The following is a 21,033-nucleotide window of genomic DNA, read 5'->3' as shown; positions in this document are numbered from 1 at the left end:
GAGGCCACCCACTCACTCAAGTGCCGTTGCAGTACTAGACGGTGAAACCGAGCGCGCGCAGCTGTTCACGACCTTCGTCGGTGATCTTGTCGGGGCCCCACGGCGGGTTCCACACCCAGTTGATCCGGAGCTCATCCACGAGCCCGGCGCCCACCAGAGCGGTCCGCGACTGATCCTCGATCACGTCGGTCAACGGGCAGGCCGGCGATGTCAGTGTCATGTCGATCAGCGCGACGGTGCCACTGTCCTCTTTTTCGACGTTCAAGCCGTACACCAGGCCGAGGTCGACGACGTTGATCCCCAGCTCCGGATCGACGACGTCGCGCATGGCCTCCTCGACGTCTGCCAGCAGCTCGTCATTGGTGGTCTCGGTCATGCCGTCTCCCTGTGCGAATCGTTGGCCTCGGCAAGCGCGGCCTTGAAGGCTGTCCAACCCAGCAACGCACACTTCACCCGCGCCGGGTACTTGGCGACCCCGGCGAACGCGATGCCGTCACCAATGACATCTTCGTCCCCCTCGACGTTGCCGCGGGAGGAAATCATCTCGGTGAACGCGGCGACTGTACCGAGTGCGTCGCCGATACTCTGTCCGATCACCTGATCGGTCAGCACCGAGGTGGACGCCTGGCTGATCGAACAGCCCTGCCCGTCATATGAGATATCGGTGACGGTGTCGCCGTCGTCGGACAGCGTCACCCGCAGGGTCACCTCGTCTCCGCAGGTGGGATTGACGTGATGTACCTCGGCTGCGAACGGTTCCCGCAGCCCCCGGTGATGGGGATGCTTGTAGTGGTCCAGGATGACATCCTGGTACATCTGTTCCATTCTCACGAGAAAAACTCCACGGCGCGTTTCACCCCGGCCACCAACCGGTCCACTTCGTCGAGTGTGTTGTACACCGCGAACGATGCGCGCGCGGTCGCGGCGATGCCGAACCGGCGATGCAACGGCCAGGCGCAGTGATGCCCGACCCGCACCGCCACGCCATCGTCGTCGATCACCTGCCCGACATCGTGGGCGTGGATGCCGTCGACTACGAAGCTCACAGGTGATCCACGAAGTTCCATGGACGTCGGTCCGATGATGCGAACGTCCGGCAGCCCCGCTAGTCCTTCCAGGGCGGCAGCCACCAGCTCGGCTTCGTGCGCCTCGACCGCGGGCATCCCGATCGCGGTCAAATAACGTGCGGCGGCGGCTAATCCGACCACCTGCGACGTCATCGGTGTGCCGGCCTCGAACCGCTGCGGCGCCGGGGCGTAAGTGGTCTTCTCCATCGTGACGGTCTCGATCATCGATCCGCCGGTGATGAAGGGGGGCATCGAGTTCAGCAGCTCCGACCGGCCGTAGAGCACACCGATTCCGGTGGGTCCCAGCATCTTGTGACCGGAGAACGCGGCGAAGTCGACGTCGAGCGCGTGGAAATCGACCGGCTGGTGCGGCACCGACTGGCAGGCGTCCAGCACCGTCAGTGCCCCGACTGCCTTGGCGCGCGACACCAGCTCGGATACGGGGGCAATCGCCCCCGTCACGTTCGAATGATGGCTGAACGCCACCACTTTCACGCGCTCGTCGAGTTCCAGCGAATCCAGGTCGATACGGCCGTCCTCGGTGACCGAGTACCACTTCAGCGTCGCCCCGGTGCGCTGCGCCAGCTCTTGCCACGGAATCAGATTGGCGTGGTGTTCCAGCTCGGTCGTGACGATCACGTCGCCCGGTCCGACGGCCCGCTCGAACCGCTTGTCCCCCAGCACATACGCCACCAGGTTGAGCGATTCGGTGGCGTTCTTGGTGAACACCAACTCGTCCGGGTCGGCGCCGACGAATGCCGCGATGTCGGCTCGGCCCTGCTCGTAAGCGTCGGTGGACTCCTCCATCAATTGATGAGCACCGCGGTGCACCGCTCCATTGGATGTAGTCAGGAAGTTCCGTTCGGCATCGAGCACGGCCAGCGGCTTCTGCGAGGTCGCCCCGGAATCCAGGTAGGCCAACTGGTTTCCACTACGCATCACGCGACTCAGGATGGGGAAATCGGCGCGGATCCTGAACAGTTCGGCCAGATCGAGCGTCTGCGCTGCCGCGGTCACTATTTTGCTCCTCGCGTCCGCGTCACTATCTTGCTCCTCGCGTCCGCGTCACTATCTTGCTCCTCGCGTCCGCGTCATGTCAGGCTCCGACGGCTTGGGTGAAGCGCACGTATCCGTTCTCTTCGAGCTCGTCGGCCAGCTCGGGCCCACCGGATTCCACGATGCGCCCGCCGACGAACACGTGCACGAACTGCGGGTGGATGTAGCGCAGGATCCGGGTGTAGTGCGTGATGAGCAGAATGCCGCCGTGGGTCTCTTCCGAGTAACGGTTGACACCCTCGCTGACGACCCGCAGCGCGTCCACGTCCAGGCCCGAGTCCGTCTCGTCGAGGATTGCGATCTTGGGCTTGAGCAGGCTCAGCTGCAGAATCTCGTGGCGCTTCTTCTCACCGCCGGAGAAGCCCTCGTTGACGCTGCGCTCACCGAACGCCGGGTCGATCTCCAAATCGCTCATCGCGGCCTTGACTTCCTTGACCCAGTGCCGCAGCTTCGGTGCCTCGCCGCGGACCGCGGTGGCCGCGGTGCGCAGGAAGTTCGACATCGACACGCCGGGTACCTCGATCGGGTACTGCATCGCCAAAAAGAGGCCAGCTCGCGCTCTTTCGTCAATGGTCATCTCCAGCACGTTCTGGCCGTCGAGGGTGATCGAACCGGAGGTCACAACGTACTTGGGGTGGCCGGCGATGGCGTAGGACAGCGTGGACTTGCCGGATCCGTTGGGCCCCATCACCGCATGCGTCTCGCCCGACTTCACGGTGAGGTCGACGCCCTTGAGAATGGGAATCTCTTCGGCGGCATCCTTGGCCGCGACGCTGACGTGGAGGTCCTTGATTTCCAGAGTGCTCATGCGTGCGTGGTTCCTTCGGTTTGCTCAAGTTCGTGTTCGATGGCCGCGGTGAGGCGCTCCCGGACCGCGGGGACGGAGATCTTCTGGATCAATTCGCCGAAGAATCCGCGTACCACCAGGCGCCGGGCCTGTTCCTCGGGGATACCGCGGGCCTGCAGGTAGAACAGCTGCTCATCGTCGAATCGGCCGGTGGCGCTGGCGTGCCCGGCGCCGATGATCTCGCCGGTCTCGATCTCCAGGTTGGGCACCGAGTCGGCGCGCGCGCCGTCGGTGAGCACCAGGTTGCGGTTCACCTCGTAGGTGTCGGTGCCAGTGGCCTCGGCGCGGATCAGCACGTCACCGATCCACACGGTGTGGGTGTCGGGCTTTTTCGAAGACGGATCCCCTTGCAGCGCACCCTTGTACGTGACGTGCGACCGGCAGTTCGGATAGGCGTGATCAACCAGCAGCCGCGATTCGAAGTACTGACCGTCGTCGGCGAAGTACAGGCCGAGCAGTTCGGCGTCCCCGCCGGGGGCGGTGAACCGCACCCGTCCGGTCAGCCGCGCGACGTCGCCGCCGAGGGTGACCGCGAAATGCCGCAGCACGGCGTCCTTGCCCAGCGTCGCGTGATGCGTGCTGACATGCACGACGTCGTCATCCCAGTCGGCGATCGACACAACCTTCAGCTGCGCAGCATCGCCAACGACGAATTCGACGTTGTCGGCGTAGGTTCCGCCGCCACGCTGGTCGAGGACCACCACGGCTTCGCCGAGCTCCTCGACCCGCACCTGCAGGTGCCCGTAGGCCGTCGAACCCTCGCCGGGGCCGTTGACGATGATCTCGATCGGCTCGGCGACCTGGGTATTCCGCCCAACCGTGACGATCGTGGCGTGGCCGAACGACGAGAATGCCTGGGCTGCAACGCGGTCCGCGGGCACGCCGCCCTGCCCCAGCCGATCATCGCCACGCTCCGCGGTCTCGACGGTGACGCCGGGACGCTCGGACACCTCGATCAGCGCACTGCCGGTCACGGGGGCGGACCCGTTGTGCAGGCCGCGAAGCCTCTTGAGCGGGGTGAACCGCCAGATCTCGTCGCGGCCATGCGGCACCTCGAAGGCGTTGACGTCGAAGGACGTGAAGATCTCACCCTTATTGTCGGCAGCCAACGTCGAGCCGGAGTTGGTACCTTCAACGGCCTCTGTCAGATTCCCCACTAGCCGACCGCGCCTTCCATCTGCAGCTCGATGAGCCGGTTGAGCTCAAGTGCGTATTCCATCGGCAGTTCCTTGGCGATCGGCTCGACGAAGCCGCGCACCACCATTGCCATCGCCTCGTCCTCGGTCATTCCGCGGCTCATCAGGTAGAACAGCTGATCCTCACTGACCTTCGACACCGTGGCCTCGTGGCCCATCGTGACGTCGTCCTCGCGGATGTCGACGTACGGGTAGGTGTCCGAGCGGCTGATGGTATCGACCAGCAGCGCATCGCATTTCACGCTGGATCGCGATCCGTGTGCACCCTTGTTGATTTGAACCAGACCTCGGTAGGAGGAGCGGCCGCCACCGCGCGCCACCGACTTGGACACGATGTTGGAGGACGTGTTCGGCGCCAGGTGCAGCATCTTGGCGCCGGTGTCCTGGTGCTGACCCTCACCGGCGAACGCCACCGAGAGCACCTCGCCCTTGGCGTGCTCGCCGGTCATCCACACGGCCGGGTACTTCATGGTGACCTTGGAGCCGATGTTGCCGTCGATCCACTCCATGGTGGCGCCGGCTTCGGCCCGCGCCCGCTTGGTGACCAGGTTATAGACGTTGTTCGACCAGTTCTGGATCGTGGTGTAGCGCACCCGGGCGCCGGGCTTGACGATGATCTCGACGACGGCCGAGTGCAGCGAATCCGACTTGTAGATAGGCGCAGTACATCCCTCGACGTAGTGCACGTAGGAGCCCTCGTCCGCGATGATGAGTGTCCGCTCGAACTGGCCCATGTTCTCGGTGTTGATCCGGAAGTAGGCCTGCAGCGGGATGTCGACATGCACGCCCGGAGGCACGTAGATGAACGATCCGCCCGACCACACCGCGGTGTTGAGCGCGGAGAACTTGTTGTCGCCTGCCGGGATCACGGTGCCGAAGTACTGCTTGAAGATCTCCGGGTACTCGCGTAGCCCCGAGTCGGTGTCAAGGAAGATGACGCCTTGGGCCTCAAGGTCTTCGCGAATCTGGTGGTACACCACCTCCGACTCGTACTGGGCCGCCACACCCGCCACCAGCCGCTGCTTCTCGGCCTCTGGGATACCCAGGCGGTCGTAGGTGTTGCGAATGTCCTCGGGCAGTTCCTCCCAGGACGCAGCCTGCTTCTCAGTGGACCGCACGAAGTACTTGATGTTGTCGAAATCGATGTCGTCGAGATTGGCACCCCAGTGCGGCATCGGTTTCTTGTCGAACGTGCGCAGCGCCCTGAGCCGAGTCTCGAGCATCCATTCCGGCTCGTTCTTCTTCCCCGAGATATCACGTACGACGGCCTCAGAAAGACCGCGTTGCGCGCTGGCGCCCGCGGCATCGGAATCCGACCAGCCGTAGCCGTACTTCCCCAGCGACGCGATGGTCTCTTCCTGGGTCAGTGGCATATCGGGCGTGATGGTCATGTCGCCGCTCCTTGATCGATAGTGGTGGCGGTCCGGGCGTGGGCTGCGCTCCGAACGTCGGATGAATTGTCGTGATCGAGTGGGACGTGGGTGGTACAGGCACAGTCACCGTTGACGATCGTGGCCAGCCGCTGCACGTGGGTTCCCAGGATTTCGGCGAACGCCTCGCGTTCCGTCTCACACAGTTCGGGGAATTCCTCGGCGACGTGGGACACCGGACAGTGGTGCTGGCAGATCTGCACGCCGCGGACAGGCCCGCTGACCGGGTTGGTGGTGGTCGCGTACCCGGCCTTGGTCATCGCCGCGGCCACCCGATCCGCGGCTTCCGCCACATTGCCGGAGCCCACGGTCACACCCGCCAGGATGGTGTCGATACGACGCCGCGCGAAAGTCCGGACTGCATCCTTACCGCCGATCTCGCGTAGTTGCCGGATGGCCGCGACCGCCAGATCGTCGTAGGTGTGGCCGAGCTTGGCCCGCCCGGCCGATGTCAGCTGGTAGCGCTTGGCCGGCCGGCCGCGGCCGGTGTGCTGCCAGCGCGCGGCGGCACTGGCTTGGGCATCGCCGGCGTCGATGAGGGCGTCGAGATGGCGACGTACTCCCGCGGCCGAAATGCCGAGACGCTCACCGATCTGCCCGGCAGTGACCGGGCCCTCGAGCAGCAGTTGGATGATGGCGCTGCGCGTCTGACCGTCGGAGACGCCAGCAACGCCGACAGGGGCCGACGAACCGGCCCCAGCCTCACGCATCCCGCCCGAACGGATTTTCACAACACTATTGTGACGGAATTCAGCGAGCGGTTCTAGCAAGGGTAACCTTACGTGATCTGAGCCACCCCTACCCGGCCCTTGCCTGGCCTGAGCCTGCCCGGACCACCCAACATTGACGGTTACGCTGCTCTGATGGCCAGCCGCCTGTCATCCGTCAGCTCGTCGATCGCCCGGTGGCACGGCGACGAACGTGCGGTCGGCTCGCCTCTCCACGATGCCGAAGTCGTCGCACTGCGCCGGACGAGGCTGTTCGGCGCCACCGGCACCGTCCTGATGGCCATCGGGGCGCTGGGCGCCGGCGCCCGTCCGGTGGTGCAGGATCCGACGTTCGGAGTGCGGCTGCTCAACCTGCCGTCCCGCATCCAGACGGTGTCGCTGACGATGACCACCACCGGCGCAGTCATGATGGCGCTGGCCTGGCTGATGCTGGGCCGGTTCGCGCTCGGCCCGCGCCGTATGTCGCGCAGCCAGCTCGACCGCACGCTGATGCTGTGGATGCTGCCGCTGCTGATCGCACCGCCGATGTACAGCAAGGATGTCTACTCCTACCTGGCCCAGAGTGAAATCGCGCTGCTCGGGCTCGATCCATACCGTGTGGGCCCCGCCACCGGTCTGGGCCTCGACCACGTCTTCACCCTGTCCGTGCCCAGCCTGTGGCGGGAGACCCCGGCGCCCTACGGACCGCTGTTCCTCTGGATCGGACAAACCATCTCGGGGATCACCGGAGAGAACATCGTCGCGGCCGTGTTGTGCCACCGGCTAGTGGTGCTGGTCGGCGTCGGACTCATCGTGTGGGCTACCCCTCGACTGGCCCACCGCTGCGGTGTCGCCGAGGTCAGCGCGCTGTGGCTGGGCCCGTGTAACCCACTGCTGTTCATGCACCTCGTCGCAGGCATCCACAACGAGGCACTGATGCTCGGCCTTATGCTCGCCGGCACCGAGTTCGCGCTGCGCGGCATCGATTCGAGCCGCCCACTGATCCCCTCACACACCTGGCCGCGCACCGCCGCCGACTGGGCCCGCTGGCAACCGATGGCGATGCTGCTCCTGGGTGCGGTGCTGATCACCATGTCGTCGCAGGTCAAACTTCCCTCGCTGCTGGCACTCGGATTCGTCGCGATGGCATTGGCGTGGCGCTGGGGCGGCACTGTGAAAGCGTTCTTCCTCGCGAGCTTCTCGTTGGGCGCGGTGTCGCTGGTGGTGATGGTGATCATCGGCTGGGCCAGCGGCCTGGGCTTCGGCTGGCTGTTCACCCTGGGCACCGCGAACGTGGTGCGCAGCTGGATGTCACCCCCGACCCTGCTGGCGCTGGGCACCGGGCAGGTGGGCATCCTGCTTGGTCTCGGCGACCACACCACCGCGGTACTGGCGTTGACCCGCGCGATCGGCGTCTCGATCATCGCCGTTGTCGTCACCTTGCTACTACTGGCGGTGATGCGCGGTCGCCTGCATCCGGTCGGCGGTCTCGGAGTCGCCCTGGGCGCCACCGTCCTGCTGTTCCCCGTGGTGCAGCCGTGGTACCTGCTGTGGGCGATCGTTCCGCTCGCCGCCTGGGCCACCCGCCCCGGCTTCCGCGGCGCCACCATCGTGCTGACACTCGTCGTGGGCATCTTCGGCCCCACGGCCAACGGCGACCGGTTTGCGCTGTTCCAGATTGTCATGGCGACGCTTGCGAGCGCGGTGATCGTGCTGATCCTGATCGGGCTGACTTGGCGCAGGTTGCCGTGGCGCGGGTTGCCCCAGCCGGCCACGAGGCCACCGGCGGCACCGGCGGCCACATCCGACGCCTACGCTGGGTCCCCGTGAACTCGCGTTCCGGCTCTGATGGCTCCCCGTCTGAAATACCCGTGCTGCTGCGCGGCGTCACCAAGCTGTACGGCTCGACGACGGCGGTGTCCGGTCTCGACCTGCAGGTCCACCGGGCCCAGGTACTGGCCCTGCTCGGCCCCAACGGCGCAGGCAAGACCACCACCGTCGAGATGTGTGAGGGCTTCATCCAGCCCGACGGCGGCACCGTCGAGATCCTCGGCCTGGATCCCGTCACCGACAACGATCGGCTGCGCGAGCGGATCGGCGTGATGCTGCAGGGCGGCGGTGGCTACCCGGCCGCGCGTGCCGGTGAAATGCTCAACCTGGTGGCGTCGTATGCGGCCAACCCGCTGGACCCCGCCTGGCTGATGGACACCCTCGGGCTGACCGAATCCGCCCGCACCACCTACCGCCGGCTTTCGGGCGGGCAGCAGCAGCGGCTGGCCCTGGCGTGCGCGGTGGTCGGCCGTCCCGAGTTGGTATTCCTCGACGAGCCGACCGCAGGTATGGACGCGCACGCCCGAATCGTGGTGTGGGAGTTGATCGATGCCCTCCGTCGTGACGGTGTGACAGTGGTGCTCACGACGCATCAGCTGGCCGAAGCGGAGGAGCTCGCGGACAACATCGTGATCATCGACCACGGTGTGGTGGTGGCCACCGGCACACCCGCCGAACTGATGCGCAGCGGCGCGGAGAACCAACTCCGTTTCAGCGCACCCCGCAAGCTCGACCTGTCCCTGCTGGTCGGGGCGCTGCCGGAGAACTACAAGGCCATCGAGAGCGCACCGGGTGAATACCTGGTCGAGGGGCACATCGATCCGCAGGTGCTGGCCACCGTGACGGCTTGGTGTGCGCGGCTGGACGTGCTGGCCACCGACATGCGGGTGGAGCAACGCAGCCTGGAGGACGTGTTCCTGGACCTGACCGGACGCGAGCTACGCGGATGACGAGCGCTTGCGCGAGGAACCAATGATACGGACGAGCGCTTGCGCGAGGAACCAACGATATGACGGATAACGAGATGACGACGGCCAACCGCTTCGAGCCCGGAACGTTCTCCCCCGACCCCCGGCCGGCCAGTGTGCAGAAGATGCTGGCCGCGCAGTACGAGCTCGAGCTCAAATTGTTGCTGCGCAACGGCGAGCAGTTGCTGCTGACCATGTTTATCCCGATCACGCTGCTGATCGGGATGACCCTGCTGCCGCTGGGGTCGTTCGGCGAGCATCGCGCCGCCACGTTCACCCCGCCGATCATGGCGTTGGCCCTGATCTCCACGGCCTTCACCGGGCAGGCCATCGCTGTGGCGTTCGATCGCCGCTACGGCGCACTGAAGCGGCTCGGCGCGACCGCGCTACCGGTGTGGGGCATCATCGCGGGCAAGGCGCTGGCCGTGATCACCGTCGTGTTCCTGCAGGCGATCCTGTTGGGCGCCATCGGTTTTGCGCTCGGTTGGCGCCCGGCGCCTGCGGGTCTGGCGCTGGGTGCGGTGATCATGGCGCTCGGCACGGCCAGTTTCGCTGCGCTGGGGCTTCTGCTGGGCGGCACACTCAAGGCCGAGATCGTGCTGGCGTTGGCGAATCTGCTGTGGTTCGTCTTTGCTGGCTTCGGAGCGCTGACGCTGGATGGCGGCCTGGTGCCGTCGACACTGCGGTGGGCGGCCCGGCTCACCCCGTCGGGTGCCCTCACCGAAGCGCTGACCCGAGCAATGTCCCTGTCGGTGGACTGGTTCGGCGTGATCGTGCTGGTGGTGTGGGGCGCGGTCGCCGCGGTGTGCGCGATGCGCTGGTTCCGGTTCACCTGATGAGCCCACCAGCCCCTACTACGAACTGTAGTTTCGGTTCATCTACGATCAGCCCGTGACCGTCGGACGCCTTCTTCTGCGACTGGTCGATGTGCTGCCCGAACCGAGCCTGCGGGCCCAGCGCATCGTCGCATTCCTGGTGATCCTGACCCAGGGCGGTATCGCGGTGACCGGCGCGATCGTGCGGGTGACGGCTTCCGGCTTGGGGTGCCCGACCTGGCCGCAGTGCTTCCCTGGAAGTTTCACCCCGGTTCCCCATGCCGAGGTCGCCGTGGTGCATCAGGTCGTCGAATTCGGCAACCGGATGATCACCTTCCTGGTGGTGCTGACCGCCGCGGCGGCCGTGCTGGCAGTCACCCGGGCCCGACGCCGTCGCGAGGTGCTGATCTACGCCTGGCTGATGCCCGCGTCCACGGTGGTGCAGGCCGTCATCGGCGGTATCACCGTCCGGACCGGCCTGCTGTGGTGGACCGTGGCCATCCACCTGCTGGCCTCGATGACCATGGTGTGGCTCTCCGTTCTGCTGTACGTCAAGGTCGGCCAGCCCGACGACGGAATGCCGACCGTGCGGGTGACAAAGCCATTACGGCAGTTGACCGCACTGAGCGCCGTCATTCTGGCTGCGATCCTGGTGACGGGCACCCTTGTCACCGGCGCAGGCCCGCACGCCGGGGACAAGAGCCTCGACCGCGTGGTGCCGCGCCTGCAGGTCGAGATCACCACCCTGGTGCATGCGCATTCATCGCTGCTGGTCGCGTATCTGTCGCTGCTCATCGCGCTGGGGTTTGCGCTCACCGCCGTGCATGCGCCGCGGCCGGTCATGATCCGGTTGGGTGTGCTGCTGATCCTGGTGTGCGGCCAGGGGCTGGTGGGGATCGTGCAGTTCTACACGGGGGTGCCTGCGGCGCTGGTGGCTGTGCACGTCGCCGGGGCGGCTGCGTGCACGGCCGCGACCGCGGCGCTATGGGCGTCGATGCGAGAGCGGGCCGAGCCCGAGCCGCTCCAAGGCCGATTCGACGCCGAGCGCGAATTGCCGTTCGGCGTCAGCTCGGTTGACGGGGCTTAGCTGCCGGAAACCGAGCGACGGTTCGACGAGTTCGAGTTCCAGCAGTCGGGGATTGTCGGGACCTTGCCCCGTCGCTGCGCTCGCCCTGGCGCCGCCGATCACATCCACCCGGGCATAGAGCAGGTCGCCCGGGTCGATGTCGAACATCCGCGTCACCGCCGCGATCGCCAGCCGTCCGACTTCCCAGACCTCGTCCTCGGGTTCGGCCGCGGACAGAGATTCGGTCGCGAAGGTTCCGGTCTCCTCGAACTCCGGGCCGCTACCTGCCGGCGGGAGTATCGGGCCCTTGGTGAACGCGTGGGATTCCTCGCCGTTGAGGAACACCAGGGCCGACTCGCCCGCGGCGATCCTGGGGTCATAGGGCTGCACCAGAACAGCCCGCCCCTGCGCGTGCAAGGCCGCGGCATGAGCCGCGGCGGCCGTGGCGTCGACAAACCGTTGCGCCCCTTGCGAACCCGCACCGACGGCGGGTTTCACCACCACCTCGCCCGCCGGAACGGTCACCGCATGGCCGACCGGGAAATACCGCGTGGGAATCACCGGCACCCCCGTAGCCTCCAGGTCGATCAAATAATGCTTGTCGGTGTTCCACGCCACCAGGCTGGGCGCGTTGATGAGGTTACGCACCGAGCGGGTCCACGCCAGGAACTCGTCGAGCCGGTCGACGTAGTCCCAGGTTGCCCGGAGCACCACCAGATCCGCATCCCGCGTCGCAGGGTCGTCCCAGGGCAGCCACCGGGCATGCAGCCCTCGCGTGCGCAACGCCGCGATGAGACCGTCGTCGTCACCGTCGCCGTCGGGCAGTGCCGGGCAACTGGCGAACACGATGCGCGGATGGAAGATGTCCGGACGGGCGAGCTTCACACAAGCCTCCATGGTCGGTACCGGTCGACGGGCCACTTACAAGGGTGTCACGGGCCCTGGCTGCGCGTCGCGGAGCACGGGAACTGCCAGCACTTGGCAGGATGGTCAGCATGCACGCGATCGAAGTCGCCGAGACCGGTGGACCCGAGGTCCTCAAGTTCATCGAACTGTCCGAGCCCACCCCTGGCCCGGGCGAGATACTGATCAAGGCCGAGGCAATCGGCGTCAACTTCATCGACACCTACTTCCGGTCCGGCCTCTATCCGCGCGAGCTGCCGTTCGTCGTCGGCACCGAGGTGTGCGGCACGGTCGCCGCAATCGGTGACGATGTGGCGGCACTCGCCGTAGGCGACCGGGTGGTGACCGCCAACGCCACCGGGGCCTATGCCGAGTACTGCGTTGCCCCGGCAGATTTCAGTGCCTACGTACCGGACCGCGTGGCTCCGGACGCGGTGGCTTCCGCATTGCTCAAGGGTATGACCGCGCACTACCTCATCAAGTCGACCTATCCGGTGCAGCCGTCGGACACCGTCCTGCTGCACGCGGGCGCCGGCGGCGTCGGGTTGATCCTCACGCAGTGGGCGACCAGCATCGGCACCCGGGTGATCACCACGGCGTCGACACCGGAAAAGGCCCAATTGTCCCGGCAGGCCGGTGCTGTCGAGGTGCTCGACTACCCCGATGACCCGGCAGAATTCGCCGAGGAGATCCGCGACCTCACCGGCGGTCTCGGGGTCGCCGCTGTCTACGACGGTGTCGGCAAGTCCACGTTCGACGCGAGCCTGGCCAGCCTGGCGGTGCGCGGCACGCTTGCTCTGTTCGGCGCGGCCAGCGGTCCGGTTCCGCCGGTTGACCCGCAGCGCCTCAACTCGTCGGGATCGGTGTTCCTCACCCGGCCGACACTGGCGCACTACACCCGCACGCCCGACGAATTCTCGTGGCGGGCCGGAGAACTGATCAATGCGATCGCCAACGGGACCATCAACATCACCGTCGGTGGCCGCTACCCGCTCGCCGAAGCGGCCCAGGCCCACACGGACCTGCAGGGTCGTAAGACCGTGGGTTCGATCGTCCTGGTGCCCTGAATCGGCAGCGTTGACCGAATACGCTCGGGGTTTCGCCCCGGGGATTGCCGGATCAGAACAGTGTCGGCAAGGCGAGCGCTGAGTCCACGGCCAGCGCGCAGAACACCACCGCGAGGTAGTTGTTGGACTGCAGGAACAGCCGCAGCGGCTTGACGGGCTCGCCGCGCTTCACTCCGGAGTACAGCTGATGAGCCATCACCAGGAACCATGCTCCGGCAAGCACCGCGACCGACGCGTACAGCCAGCCGGTGGCCAGCGCCAGCACGAGCGTCGTCACCACGGTGAGCCAGGTATAGATGACGATCTGCTTGGTCACGTGCTGCTCGGTGGCCACTGCGGGCAGCATCGGCACCCCGGCCGCCTTGTAGTCATCCTTGTAGCGCATCGCTAGTGCCCAGGTGTGCGGCGGCGTCCAAAAGAAAATGACCAGGAACATCACCAACGCGGGCCACTGGATGGTTCCGGTGACCGCCGACCAGCCGATCATCACCGGCATGCATCCGGCCGCACCACCCCACACCACGTTCTGCGAGGTGCGCCGCTTGAGCAGAAGGGTGTAGACGAAGACGTAGAACGCGATCGTGGCCAGGCCCAACAGCCCCGACAGCAGGTTGGTGGTCCACCACAGCCAGGCGAACGACGCCACCGTGAGCACCAAGCCGAAGATCAGCGCGTGGCGGGTGGGCACCGAAGCCCGGGCCAGTGGCCGGCGGGCGGTGCGCTTCATCACCTTGTCGATGTCGGCATCGGCCACGCAGTTGAGCGTGTTGGCACCTGCAGCGGCCATCATGCCGCCGATCAGCGTGTTCAGGATCAGCAGTGGGTCAACGACACCGCGATGCGCGAACAGCATCGCGGGGATAGCCGTCACCAGCAGCAGTTCGATGACACGCGGCTTGGTGAGTGCCAGATACGCCAGAAAAGTGGTGCGTATGCGGCTCGGCGCGCCACCGAGGGAACGGCGCTCGCGAATGCTCACGCAAATAACTCCTCGGGTGACAGCAAGCGACTTCTACTACGGACGATGGTAGACCGCGAGCCTGAGTGCCCGTCACCGCAGGGTCGATTCAGGTAAACGGCCGGGTGATCGCAGGCCAACGGGCCTACCTCGGATGAGCCCGCAGCACCAAGCGTCGACCCAACGACCGATTTCGGCGGACACGGGCGGCGTCGCGCTGCCTGAGCTGGGATCATCGGCTCTCCTGAAGCAGCAGTAGCCCGGTTCAAGAGAAGGCGCCTCCGGTCAGTCGCAACCTTGTTGCGCGAGTTCATGTTCGGTCATGCCCGCCGACTCGAGTCGGTGTCCGATGAGCATCTGGTGGGCTTATATAGGCGGTGATGGCTGGATCCCGGCCGCGACCTGAATCGACCGCCGCCTCACAATCCGCCGCGAGGCCCGACCCGAACAAAGCGGAAAAGTTGGCCAGAGCAGCGTCCCGGCACGCTCACAAAGCGAAAATCACGATCCGCCACGACCGAATCCGGGCTGAATCTGGGCTGATCTCAGCTCATCAGGTGGACTCACGCTAAGGTGTCTCAGGAAGCCGTGCGCTCGACCGCGCACGGCTCGGCATAATCGATTCAGAACTTTAGGAGCGACGTAGTGACCACCGTCGAAGAGATCTCCGCCCTGACCCGCCCGAACCACCCGAACGACTGGACGGACCTCGACTCGGTCGCCGTCGACACCGTCCGCGTGCTGGCCGCCGACGCGGTGCAGAAGGTGGGCAACGGGCACCCGGGTACCGCCATGAGTCTGGCTCCCCTGGCCTACACGCTGTTCCAGCGCCAGATGCGCCACGATCCCAGCGACACTCATTGGATCGGCCGCGACCGGTTTGTGCTGTCGTGTGGGCACTCCAGCTTGACCTTGTACCTCCAGCTGTACCTCGGCGGTTTCGGCCTGGAACTGGCCGACATCGAGGCACTGCGCACCTGGGGTTCGCTGACCCCGGGACATCCCGAGTACCGCCACACCAAGGGTGTCGAGATCACCACCGGTCCGTTGGGTCAAGGCCTGGCCTCCGCGGTCGGGATGGCCATGGCCGCCCGCTACGAGCGCGGCCTGTTCGACCCGGACGCTGCTCCCGGCGAGAGCCCGTTCGACCACTACATCTATGTGATCGCCTCCGACGGTGACATCGAGGAGGGCGTCACCAGCGAGGCGTCGTCGCTGGCCGGCACGCAGCAGCTGGGCAACCTCATCGTCTTCTGGGACGACAACAAGATCTCCATCGAGCACGACACCCAGATCGCCCTGACCGAGGACACCCCGGCCCGCTACCGCGCCTACGGCTGGCATGTCCAGGAGGTCGAGGGTGGCGAGGATGTCGTAGCCATCGAAGCGGCCATCGCCGAGGCCAAGAAGGTCACGGACAAGCCGTCGTTCATCGCGGTGCGCACCATCATCGGCTACCCGTCGCCCACCAAGATGAACACCGGCGACGTGCACGGCGCGGCGCTGGGCGCCGATGAGGTCGCGGCGACCAAGAAGGTCCTCGGTTTCGATCCCGACAAGTCCTTCGATGTGCGTGCCGATGTCATCGCCCACACTCGCGAACTCGTGGCCCGCGGCAAGCAGGCGCACGACGAGTGGCAGGTCTCCTTCGACGCCTGGGCCAAGCGGGAACCGGAGCGCAAGGCGCTGCTGGACCGCCTGTTGGCCCGTGAGCTGCCCGAGGGCTGGGACGCCGACCTGCCGCACTGGGAAACCGACTCCAAGCCGGTGGCCACCCGCGCCGCCTCCGGTGCGGTGCTGTCCGCCGTCGGGCCGAAGCTGCCCGAGCTGTGGGGCGGTTCGGCCGACCTCGCCGGGAGCAACAACACCATCATCAAGGGCGCCATGTCGTTCGGCCCGCCGTCGCAGTCGACCCATGACTGGACCATGAGCTGGTACGGCCGCAACTTGCACTTCGGCATCCGCGAGCATGGGATGGGCGCCATCCTGGCCGGCATCGTGCTGCACGGCCCAACCCGGGCCTACGGCGGCACGTTCCTGCAGTTCGCCGATTACATGCGCCCGTCGGTGCGGCTGGCCGCCCTGATGGACATCGACCCGATCTACGTGTGGACGCACGATTCGATCGGGCTGGGCGAGGACGGCCCGACCCATCAGCCGATCGAGCACGTGGCGGCGCTGCGGGCGATCCCGAACCTGTCGGTGGTGCGCCCGGGCGACCCGAACGAGACCGCCTACGCATGGAAGGCCGTGCTGGAGCGCGGGGCCAACACCGGACCCGTGGGGTTGATCCTGACCCGGCAGGGTGTGCCGGTACTGGAGGGCACCGACGCTGAGGGCGTGGCCCGCGGCGGCTACGTGCTCGGTGGCGCCTCCGACGAGGACCCCGACGTGGTCATCATCGCCACCGGCTCGGAACTGCAGCTGGCGGTCGCGGCGCAGAAGTCGTTGGCCGACAAGGGCGTTACGGCCAGCGTGGTGTCGATGCCGTGTGTGGAATGGTTCGAGAACCAGCCACAGGAGTACCGCGACTCGGTGCTGCCACCGAGCGTGTCGGCGAGGGTCGCGGTCGAGGCCGGTATCGCCCAGCCGTGGCACAAGCTGGTCGGTGACACCGGTGAGATCGTGTCCATCGAGCACTACGGCGCATCGGCCGACGACAAGACGTTGTTCCGCGAGTTCGGATTCACCCCCGAAGCCGTGGTGGCCGCAGCGGAACGATCCCTGAACAACTAGTAAAGAAGGCGAATCATGACTCAGAACCCGAATCTCGCGGCGCTGAGTGCCGCGGGCGTGTCCGTTTGGCTCGACGACCTGTCGCGTGAGCGGCTGCAGTCAGGCAACCTCACTGACCTGATCAACACCCGCAGCGTCGTCGGCGTCACCACGAACCCGTCGATCTTCCAGGCCGCACTGTCCAAGGGCACCGCTTACGACGCGCAGGTCACCGAGCTCGCGCAGCGGGGCGCCGATGTGGACGCCACGATCCGTACCGTCACGACCGACGACGTACGCAACGCGTGCGACGTGCTGGCCAAGACGTACGAGGCGTCCGACGGCGTGGACGGCCGGGTGTCCATCGAGGTCGACCCGCGGCTGGCCCACGATACGGACAAGACGATCCTGCAGGCGATCGAGCTGTTTAAGATCGTCGACCGGCCCAACGTGCTGATCAAGATCCCCGCGACGCTGGCCGGCCTGCCGGCCATCGCCGCGGTGATCGCCGAGGGTATCTCGGTGAACGTCACGCTGATCTTCTCGGTCGAGCGGCACCGGGCCGTCATGGACGCCTACCTGGAGGGTCTGGAGAAGGCTCGCGAAGCCGGTCACGACCTTTCCAAGATCCATTCCGTCGCATCGTTTTTCGTCTCCCGCGTGGACACCGAGATCGATGCCCGGCTGGAGAAGATCGGTTCCGCGGAGGCCCTCGCGCTGCGTGGACAGGCCGGTGTCGCCAACGCTCGCCTGGCCTACGCCGCCTACGAAGAGGTGTTCGGCGGTAAGCGCTTCGCGGCGCTGAAGGCCGACGGCGCGCGGGTGCAGCGGCCACTGTGGGCCTCGACGGGTGTGAAGAACCCGGACTACTCGGACACGCTGTACGTGACCGAGCTGGTGGCCCCCAACACCGTGAACACCATGCCGGAGAAGACCATCGAGGCCGTCGCCGACCATGGTGTCGTGACCGGGGACACGATCTCCGGCACGGCTGCGGCCTCGCAGGAGACCTTCGACAAGCTCGCCGCGGTCGGCATCGATCTGGCCGACGTGTTCAAGCTTCTCGAGGACGAGGGCCTGGACAAGTTCGAGAAGTCATGGCAGGAACTGCTCGACGCAACCCAGGGCCAGCTTGACGCTGCGAAGAAATGAGCGCTACGGAAACACCGACGATCTGGCGTAACCCGTTGCGGGACAAGCGTGACAAGCGCATGCCCCGCATCGCGGGTCCGTGTGCGGTCGTCATCTTCGGCGTCACCGGCGACTTGGCCCGCAAGAAGCTGATGCCGGCGATCTACGACCTGGCCAACCGCGGCCTGCTGCCACCCAGCTTCGCGCTGGTCGGGTTCGCCCGGCGCGACTGGGCGGACGAGGATTTCGGCAAGATCGTTTACGACGCCGTCAAGGCGCACGCCCGCACCCCGTTCCGTCAGGAGGTGTGGGACCGGCTGGCCGAGGGTTTCCGGTTCGTGCAGGGCACGTTCGACGACGAGGCGTCTTTCGAGCGTCTGAAGGACACTCTGCACAAGCTCGACGTGGAGCGCGGCACCAGCGGTAATCACGCGTTCTACCTGTCGATCCCGCCGAATGCGTTCCCGCAGGTCTGCGAACAACTCTCCAGGTCCGGGCTGGCCGACAAACCGGAGGGCAGCTGGAGCCGGGTGGTCATCGAAAAGCCATTCGGCCATGACCTCAAGAGCGCCGAGGAACTCAACGGCGTGGTCAACAGCGTCTTCCCGGAGTCGTCGGTGTTCCGTATCGACCACTACCTCGGCAAGGAGACCGTCCAGAACATCCTGGCCCTGCGCTTCGCCAACGAACTGTTCGAACCAGTGTGGAACTCGCACTATGTGGACAGCGTGCAGATCACCATGGCCGAGGACATCGGGCTCGGCGGGCGTGGCGGCTACTACGACGGTGTCGGTGCCGCCCGCGACGTCATCCAGAACCACCTGTTGCAGCTGTTGGCGCTCACGGCGTTGGAGGAGCCGGTGAACTTCTCCCCCGCCGAGCTGCAGTCCGAGAAGATCAAGGTGCTCGCGGCGACGCGGCTGGTGGAGCCGTTGGACGAAACGACCTCTCGCGGGCAGTATGTCGCCGGCTGGCAGGGTGGCGAGAAGGTCGTCGGCCTGTTGGACGAGGAGGGCTTCTCCAAGACGTCGACGACCGAGACGTTCGCGGCCATCACGCTGGAGGTGGACACCCGTCGCTGGGCCGGTGTGCCGTTCTATCTGCGCACCGGAAAGCGGTTGGGCCGCAGGGTCACCGAGATTGCATTGGTGTTCAAGCGGGCGCCGCACCTGCCGTTCGATGCCACCATGACCAATGAACTCGGCGAGAACGCGCTGGTGATCCGGGTGCAACCTGACGAGGGCATCACGCTGCGGTTCGGGTCGAAGGTTCCCGGCCACATCATGGAGGTCCGCGATGTCAGCATGGACTTCTCCTACGGGTCGGCGTTCGCCGAGGAATCGCCGGAGGCCTATGAGCGGCTGATCCTTGATGTGCTGCTGGGTGAGCCGTCGCTGTTCCCGGTCAATGCCGAGGTCGAATTGTCGTGGAAGATCCTGGATCCGGCCCTCGACTACTGGGCCTCCCATGGCAAGCCGGACCCGTACGAAGCCGGTACCTGGGGCCCGGAGTCTGCATTCGAGATGCTGCAGCGAACCGGCCGCGAATGGAGGCGCCCGTGAGAAGGGCTCCCGTGAGGAACCAAGGACTCAAATGATCGTCGATCTACCCGACACTAATACCGGTGCCATCAACAAGAAGATCGTCGCGTTGCGCGAGGAGGGTGGCGCGATCACCCTCGGCCGGGTGCTGACACTGGTCATCGCCCCCGATACCGAAGCGCTGCTAGAGGAATCGATCGAGGCGGCCAACGCGGCCAGCCGGGAGCATCCCTGCCGAGTCATCGTGGTCCTCCCCGGCGACCGGCTGACCACCGAGGGCCGGCTGGACGCCCAGCTACGGGTGGGCCGCGACGCCGGCGCCAACGAGGTGGTGGTGCTGCGGTTGTCCGGACCGCTGGCCAACCATGCCAGCAGTGTGGTGATCCCGTTCCTGCTCCCCGACACCCCGGTGGTGACGTGGTGGCCGGACCTCGCGCCGAAGGTTCCCGCACAGGACCCGTTGGGCAAGTTGGCCGTCCGCCGCATCACCGATGCCACCAACGGTGAGAATCCGCTGGCCTGCATCAAGAGCAGGCTGGCCGGCTACTCCCCCGGTGACACCGACCTGGCGTGGAGCCGGGTGACCTACTGGCGGGCCCTGTTGTCCGCGACGCTGGACCAGGCACCGTTCGAGCCGATCACCTCCGTTTTGGTGTCCGGCCTGAAAGACGAACCGGCGCTTGACATCATGGCCGGGTGGCTGGCCAGCCGCATCGATTGTCCGGTGACTCGCGCCGTGGGCGAGCTGAAGGTTCAGCTGACCCGGGCCAGTGAGACGATCACACTGACTCGGCCGCAGCAGGGGGTCACCGCCACGTTGACCCGCACCGGGGCGCCGGATGCCCGAATTCCGCTGGCCCGCAGGGAAACTCGCGATTGCCTGGCAGAGGATATGCGACGGCTCGACGCCGACGAGATCTATTTCGAAGCGCTGCAGGGAATCGACAAGGTGACGTATGTCTGAGCAGGTGATCGAAACGTACGTCGACGCAGACGAGTTGGCGGCCGCGGCGGGCGCTCGACTGGTCGGCGCGATCACGTCGGCGATAGCGCGCCGCGGTGAGGCGGCCATCGTGCTCACCGGCGGCACCGTCGGCATTGCGCTGCTGCGCCATGTCGCCGGGGCCGAGATCGACTGGTCGAAGGTTCACCTGTTCTGGGGCGACGACCGCTTCGTGCCCGCCGACGACGCCGACCGCAACGAAAAGCAGGCCCGCGAGGCACTGTTGGAGTCCATCAACATCCCCGCGGGTAACGTGCATCACATGGCCGCCAGCGACGGCGAGTTCGGTGACGACATCGACAGCGCCGCAGCGGCATACGAGAAGGCGCTGCCCCAGGAATTCGATGTGCATCTGCTGGGGATGGGCGGCGAGGGACACGTCAACTCGTTGTTCCCGGACACCCCGGCCGTGCGGGAGACCACCCGGCTGGTCGTCGCGGTGACGGACTCACCCAAGCCGCCACCCCGGCGCATCACCCTCACCCTGCCCGCCGTGCACCGGGCCCGTGAGACATGGCTCGTGGTGGCCGGCGCCGAGAAGGCCGATGCGGTGGCCGCCGCAGTGGGCGGAGCCGATCCGGTCGACGTGCCCGCGGCGGGCGCAACCGGTCGGAAGCGGACGGTGTGGCTGCTCGACCGGCAGGCCGCCGCCAAGCTGCCCGCCTGAGTTTTGTGACGCGGATCTCCCGCTTAAAACTTGCCAGGTACACCTGGTAGTAATTTAGGCTTGCCT

19 protein-coding genes are annotated in these 21,033 nt (G+C 66.3%); 10 read left to right on the top strand and 9 right to left on the bottom strand.

Features of this window, described 5'->3' with window-relative positions; translation table 11 throughout:
* Positions 1–34 precede the first annotated feature (34 nt).
* From H276_RS0101435 to H276_RS0101405, 7 genes are all read right to left on the bottom strand, one after another.
* Positions 35–376 (bottom strand): metal-sulfur cluster assembly factor, encoded by a 342-nt coding sequence (locus H276_RS0101435; protein ID WP_019969524.1) that lies wholly within the window; start codon positions 374–376, stop codon positions 35–37.
* Positions 373–825, bottom strand: coding sequence for a Fe-S cluster assembly sulfur transfer protein SufU (gene sufU / locus H276_RS0101430; RefSeq protein WP_369758387.1), 453 nt, complete (start codon positions 823–825; stop codon positions 373–375). Before sufU ends, H276_RS0101435 begins: the two co-directional genes overlap by 4 nt.
* Positions 826–827: 2 nt before the next feature.
* Positions 828–2,084: a cysteine desulfurase gene (locus tag H276_RS0101425; protein ID WP_019969522.1), complete on the bottom strand. Its 1,257-nt coding sequence runs from the start codon at positions 2,082–2,084 to the stop codon at positions 828–830.
* A 79-nt stretch (positions 2,085–2,163) separates the two neighbouring features.
* A complete protein-coding gene (sufC, locus tag H276_RS0101420) occupies positions 2,164–2,931 on the bottom strand; it encodes a Fe-S cluster assembly ATPase SufC (protein WP_019969521.1) in 768 nt (255 codons plus the stop codon).
* Positions 2,928–4,127: a Fe-S cluster assembly protein SufD gene (sufD, locus tag H276_RS0101415; protein ID WP_019969520.1), complete on the bottom strand. Its 1,200-nt coding sequence runs from the start codon at positions 4,125–4,127 to the stop codon at positions 2,928–2,930. The genes sufC and sufD overlap by 4 nt, the downstream gene beginning before the upstream one ends.
* A complete protein-coding gene (sufB, locus tag H276_RS0101410) occupies positions 4,127–5,557 on the bottom strand; it encodes a Fe-S cluster assembly protein SufB (RefSeq protein ID WP_019969519.1) in 1,431 nt (476 codons plus the stop codon). The genes sufD and sufB overlap by 1 nt, the downstream gene beginning before the upstream one ends.
* Complete coding sequence (locus H276_RS0101405; RefSeq protein WP_019969518.1) at positions 5,554–6,306, bottom strand: metalloregulator ArsR/SmtB family transcription factor; 753 nt, start codon at positions 6,304–6,306, stop codon at positions 5,554–5,556. The genes sufB and H276_RS0101405 overlap by 4 nt, the downstream gene beginning before the upstream one ends.
* Positions 6,307–6,459: 153 nt before the next feature.
* On the opposite strand from H276_RS0101405, the gene mptB reads away from it, so the two are divergent.
* The 4 genes from mptB (at position 6,460) to H276_RS0101385 (ending at position 11,003) form a co-directional block, all read left to right on the top strand.
* Positions 6,460–8,133 (top strand): polyprenol phosphomannose-dependent alpha 1,6 mannosyltransferase MptB, encoded by a 1,674-nt coding sequence (gene mptB, locus H276_RS0101400; protein ID WP_019969517.1) that lies wholly within the window; start codon positions 6,460–6,462, stop codon positions 8,131–8,133.
* Positions 8,130–9,083 carry an ABC transporter ATP-binding protein gene (locus H276_RS0101395; RefSeq protein ID WP_036460461.1) on the top strand — a complete coding sequence of 318 codons (954 nt, stop codon included), beginning with the start codon at positions 8,130–8,132 and terminating at the stop codon, positions 9,081–9,083. Before mptB ends, H276_RS0101395 begins: the two co-directional genes overlap by 4 nt.
* A 74-nt stretch (positions 9,084–9,157) precedes the next feature.
* Positions 9,158–9,937 carry an ABC transporter permease gene (locus H276_RS0101390; RefSeq protein ID WP_026356453.1) on the top strand — a complete coding sequence of 260 codons (780 nt, stop codon included), beginning with the start codon at positions 9,158–9,160 and terminating at the stop codon, positions 9,935–9,937.
* A gap of 82 nt (positions 9,938–10,019) precedes the next feature.
* Positions 10,020–11,003 (top strand): heme A synthase, encoded by a 984-nt coding sequence (locus H276_RS0101385; protein ID WP_196807818.1) that lies wholly within the window; start codon positions 10,020–10,022, stop codon positions 11,001–11,003.
* Here the strand turns inward: H276_RS0101385 and H276_RS0101380 are convergent.
* A complete protein-coding gene (locus H276_RS0101380; protein WP_026356452.1) occupies positions 10,899–11,867 on the bottom strand; it encodes a RimK family alpha-L-glutamate ligase in 969 nt (322 codons plus the stop codon). The genes H276_RS0101385 and H276_RS0101380 overlap by 105 nt on opposite strands.
* Positions 11,868–11,977: 110 nt before the next feature.
* Here H276_RS0101380 and H276_RS0101375 point away from each other — a divergent pair, with 110 nt between their 5' ends.
* Positions 11,978–12,952, top strand: a complete 975-nt coding sequence (locus H276_RS0101375; protein WP_026356451.1) for a quinone oxidoreductase — start codon at positions 11,978–11,980, stop codon at positions 12,950–12,952.
* Between the two features lie 52 nt (positions 12,953–13,004).
* On the opposite strand, the gene H276_RS0101370 is transcribed toward H276_RS0101375, so the two are convergent.
* Positions 13,005–13,931: a heme o synthase gene (locus tag H276_RS0101370; protein ID WP_019969512.1), complete on the bottom strand. Its 927-nt coding sequence runs from the start codon at positions 13,929–13,931 to the stop codon at positions 13,005–13,007.
* Positions 13,932–14,555: 624 nt separating this feature from the next.
* Between H276_RS0101370 and tkt the strand changes: the two genes are divergently transcribed.
* Genes tkt through pgl form a run of 5 tightly spaced genes read left to right on the top strand, consistent with a single transcriptional unit; the run spans position 14,556 to position 20,967 of the window.
* Positions 14,556–16,646 (top strand): transketolase, encoded by a 2,091-nt coding sequence (gene tkt / locus H276_RS0101365; protein WP_019969511.1) that lies wholly within the window; start codon positions 14,556–14,558, stop codon positions 16,644–16,646.
* A gap of 12 nt (positions 16,647–16,658) precedes the next feature.
* A complete protein-coding gene (gene tal / locus H276_RS0101360; protein WP_196807817.1) occupies positions 16,659–17,777 on the top strand; it encodes a transaldolase in 1,119 nt (372 codons plus the stop codon).
* Positions 17,774–19,318, top strand: a complete 1,545-nt coding sequence (gene zwf / locus H276_RS0101355; protein ID WP_019969509.1) for a glucose-6-phosphate dehydrogenase — start codon at positions 17,774–17,776, stop codon at positions 19,316–19,318. Before tal ends, zwf begins: the two co-directional genes overlap by 4 nt.
* 31 nt (positions 19,319–19,349) lie before the next feature.
* Positions 19,350–20,261, top strand: coding sequence for a glucose-6-phosphate dehydrogenase assembly protein OpcA (gene opcA / locus H276_RS0101350; protein ID WP_019969508.1), 912 nt, complete (start codon positions 19,350–19,352; stop codon positions 20,259–20,261).
* Positions 20,254–20,967, top strand: coding sequence for a 6-phosphogluconolactonase (pgl, locus tag H276_RS0101345; protein WP_019969507.1), 714 nt, complete (start codon positions 20,254–20,256; stop codon positions 20,965–20,967). Before opcA ends, pgl begins: the two co-directional genes overlap by 8 nt.
* Positions 20,968–21,033 lie beyond the last annotated feature (66 nt).

It is taken from the genome of Mycobacterium sp. 141 (genome assembly GCF_000382405.1).
Lineage (GTDB): Bacteria > Actinomycetota > Actinomycetes > Mycobacteriales > Mycobacteriaceae > Mycobacterium.
This window is presented reverse-complemented; position numbering and strand designations above follow the sequence as displayed.

Excerpts from the sequence above, each read along its gene's own strand:
- H276_RS0101435 (WP_019969524.1), bottom strand. The coding sequence starts at position 376 with ATGACCGAGACCACCAATGACGAGCTGCTGGCAGACGTCGAGGAGGCC.
- sufU (WP_369758387.1), bottom strand. The coding sequence starts at position 825 with ATGGAACAGATGTACCAGGATGTCATCCTGGACCACTACAAGCATCCC.
- sufC (WP_019969521.1), bottom strand. The coding sequence starts at position 2,931 with ATGAGCACTCTGGAAATCAAGGACCTCCACGTCAGCGTCGCGGCCAAG.
- sufB (WP_019969519.1), bottom strand. The coding sequence starts at position 5,557 with ATGACCATCACGCCCGATATGCCACTGACCCAGGAAGAGACCATCGCG.
- H276_RS0101405 (WP_019969518.1), bottom strand. The coding sequence starts at position 6,306 with ATGCGTGAGGCTGGGGCCGGTTCGTCGGCCCCTGTCGGCGTTGCTGGC.
- mptB (WP_019969517.1), top strand. The coding sequence starts at position 6,460 with ATGGCCAGCCGCCTGTCATCCGTCAGCTCGTCGATCGCCCGGTGGCAC.
- H276_RS0101390 (WP_026356453.1), top strand. The coding sequence starts at position 9,158 with ATGACGACGGCCAACCGCTTCGAGCCCGGAACGTTCTCCCCCGACCCC.
- H276_RS0101375 (WP_026356451.1), top strand. The coding sequence starts at position 11,978 with ATGCACGCGATCGAAGTCGCCGAGACCGGTGGACCCGAGGTCCTCAAG.
- zwf (WP_019969509.1), top strand. The coding sequence starts at position 17,774 with ATGAGCGCTACGGAAACACCGACGATCTGGCGTAACCCGTTGCGGGAC.
- opcA (WP_019969508.1), top strand. The coding sequence starts at position 19,350 with ATGATCGTCGATCTACCCGACACTAATACCGGTGCCATCAACAAGAAG.
- pgl (WP_019969507.1), top strand. The coding sequence starts at position 20,254 with ATGTCTGAGCAGGTGATCGAAACGTACGTCGACGCAGACGAGTTGGCG.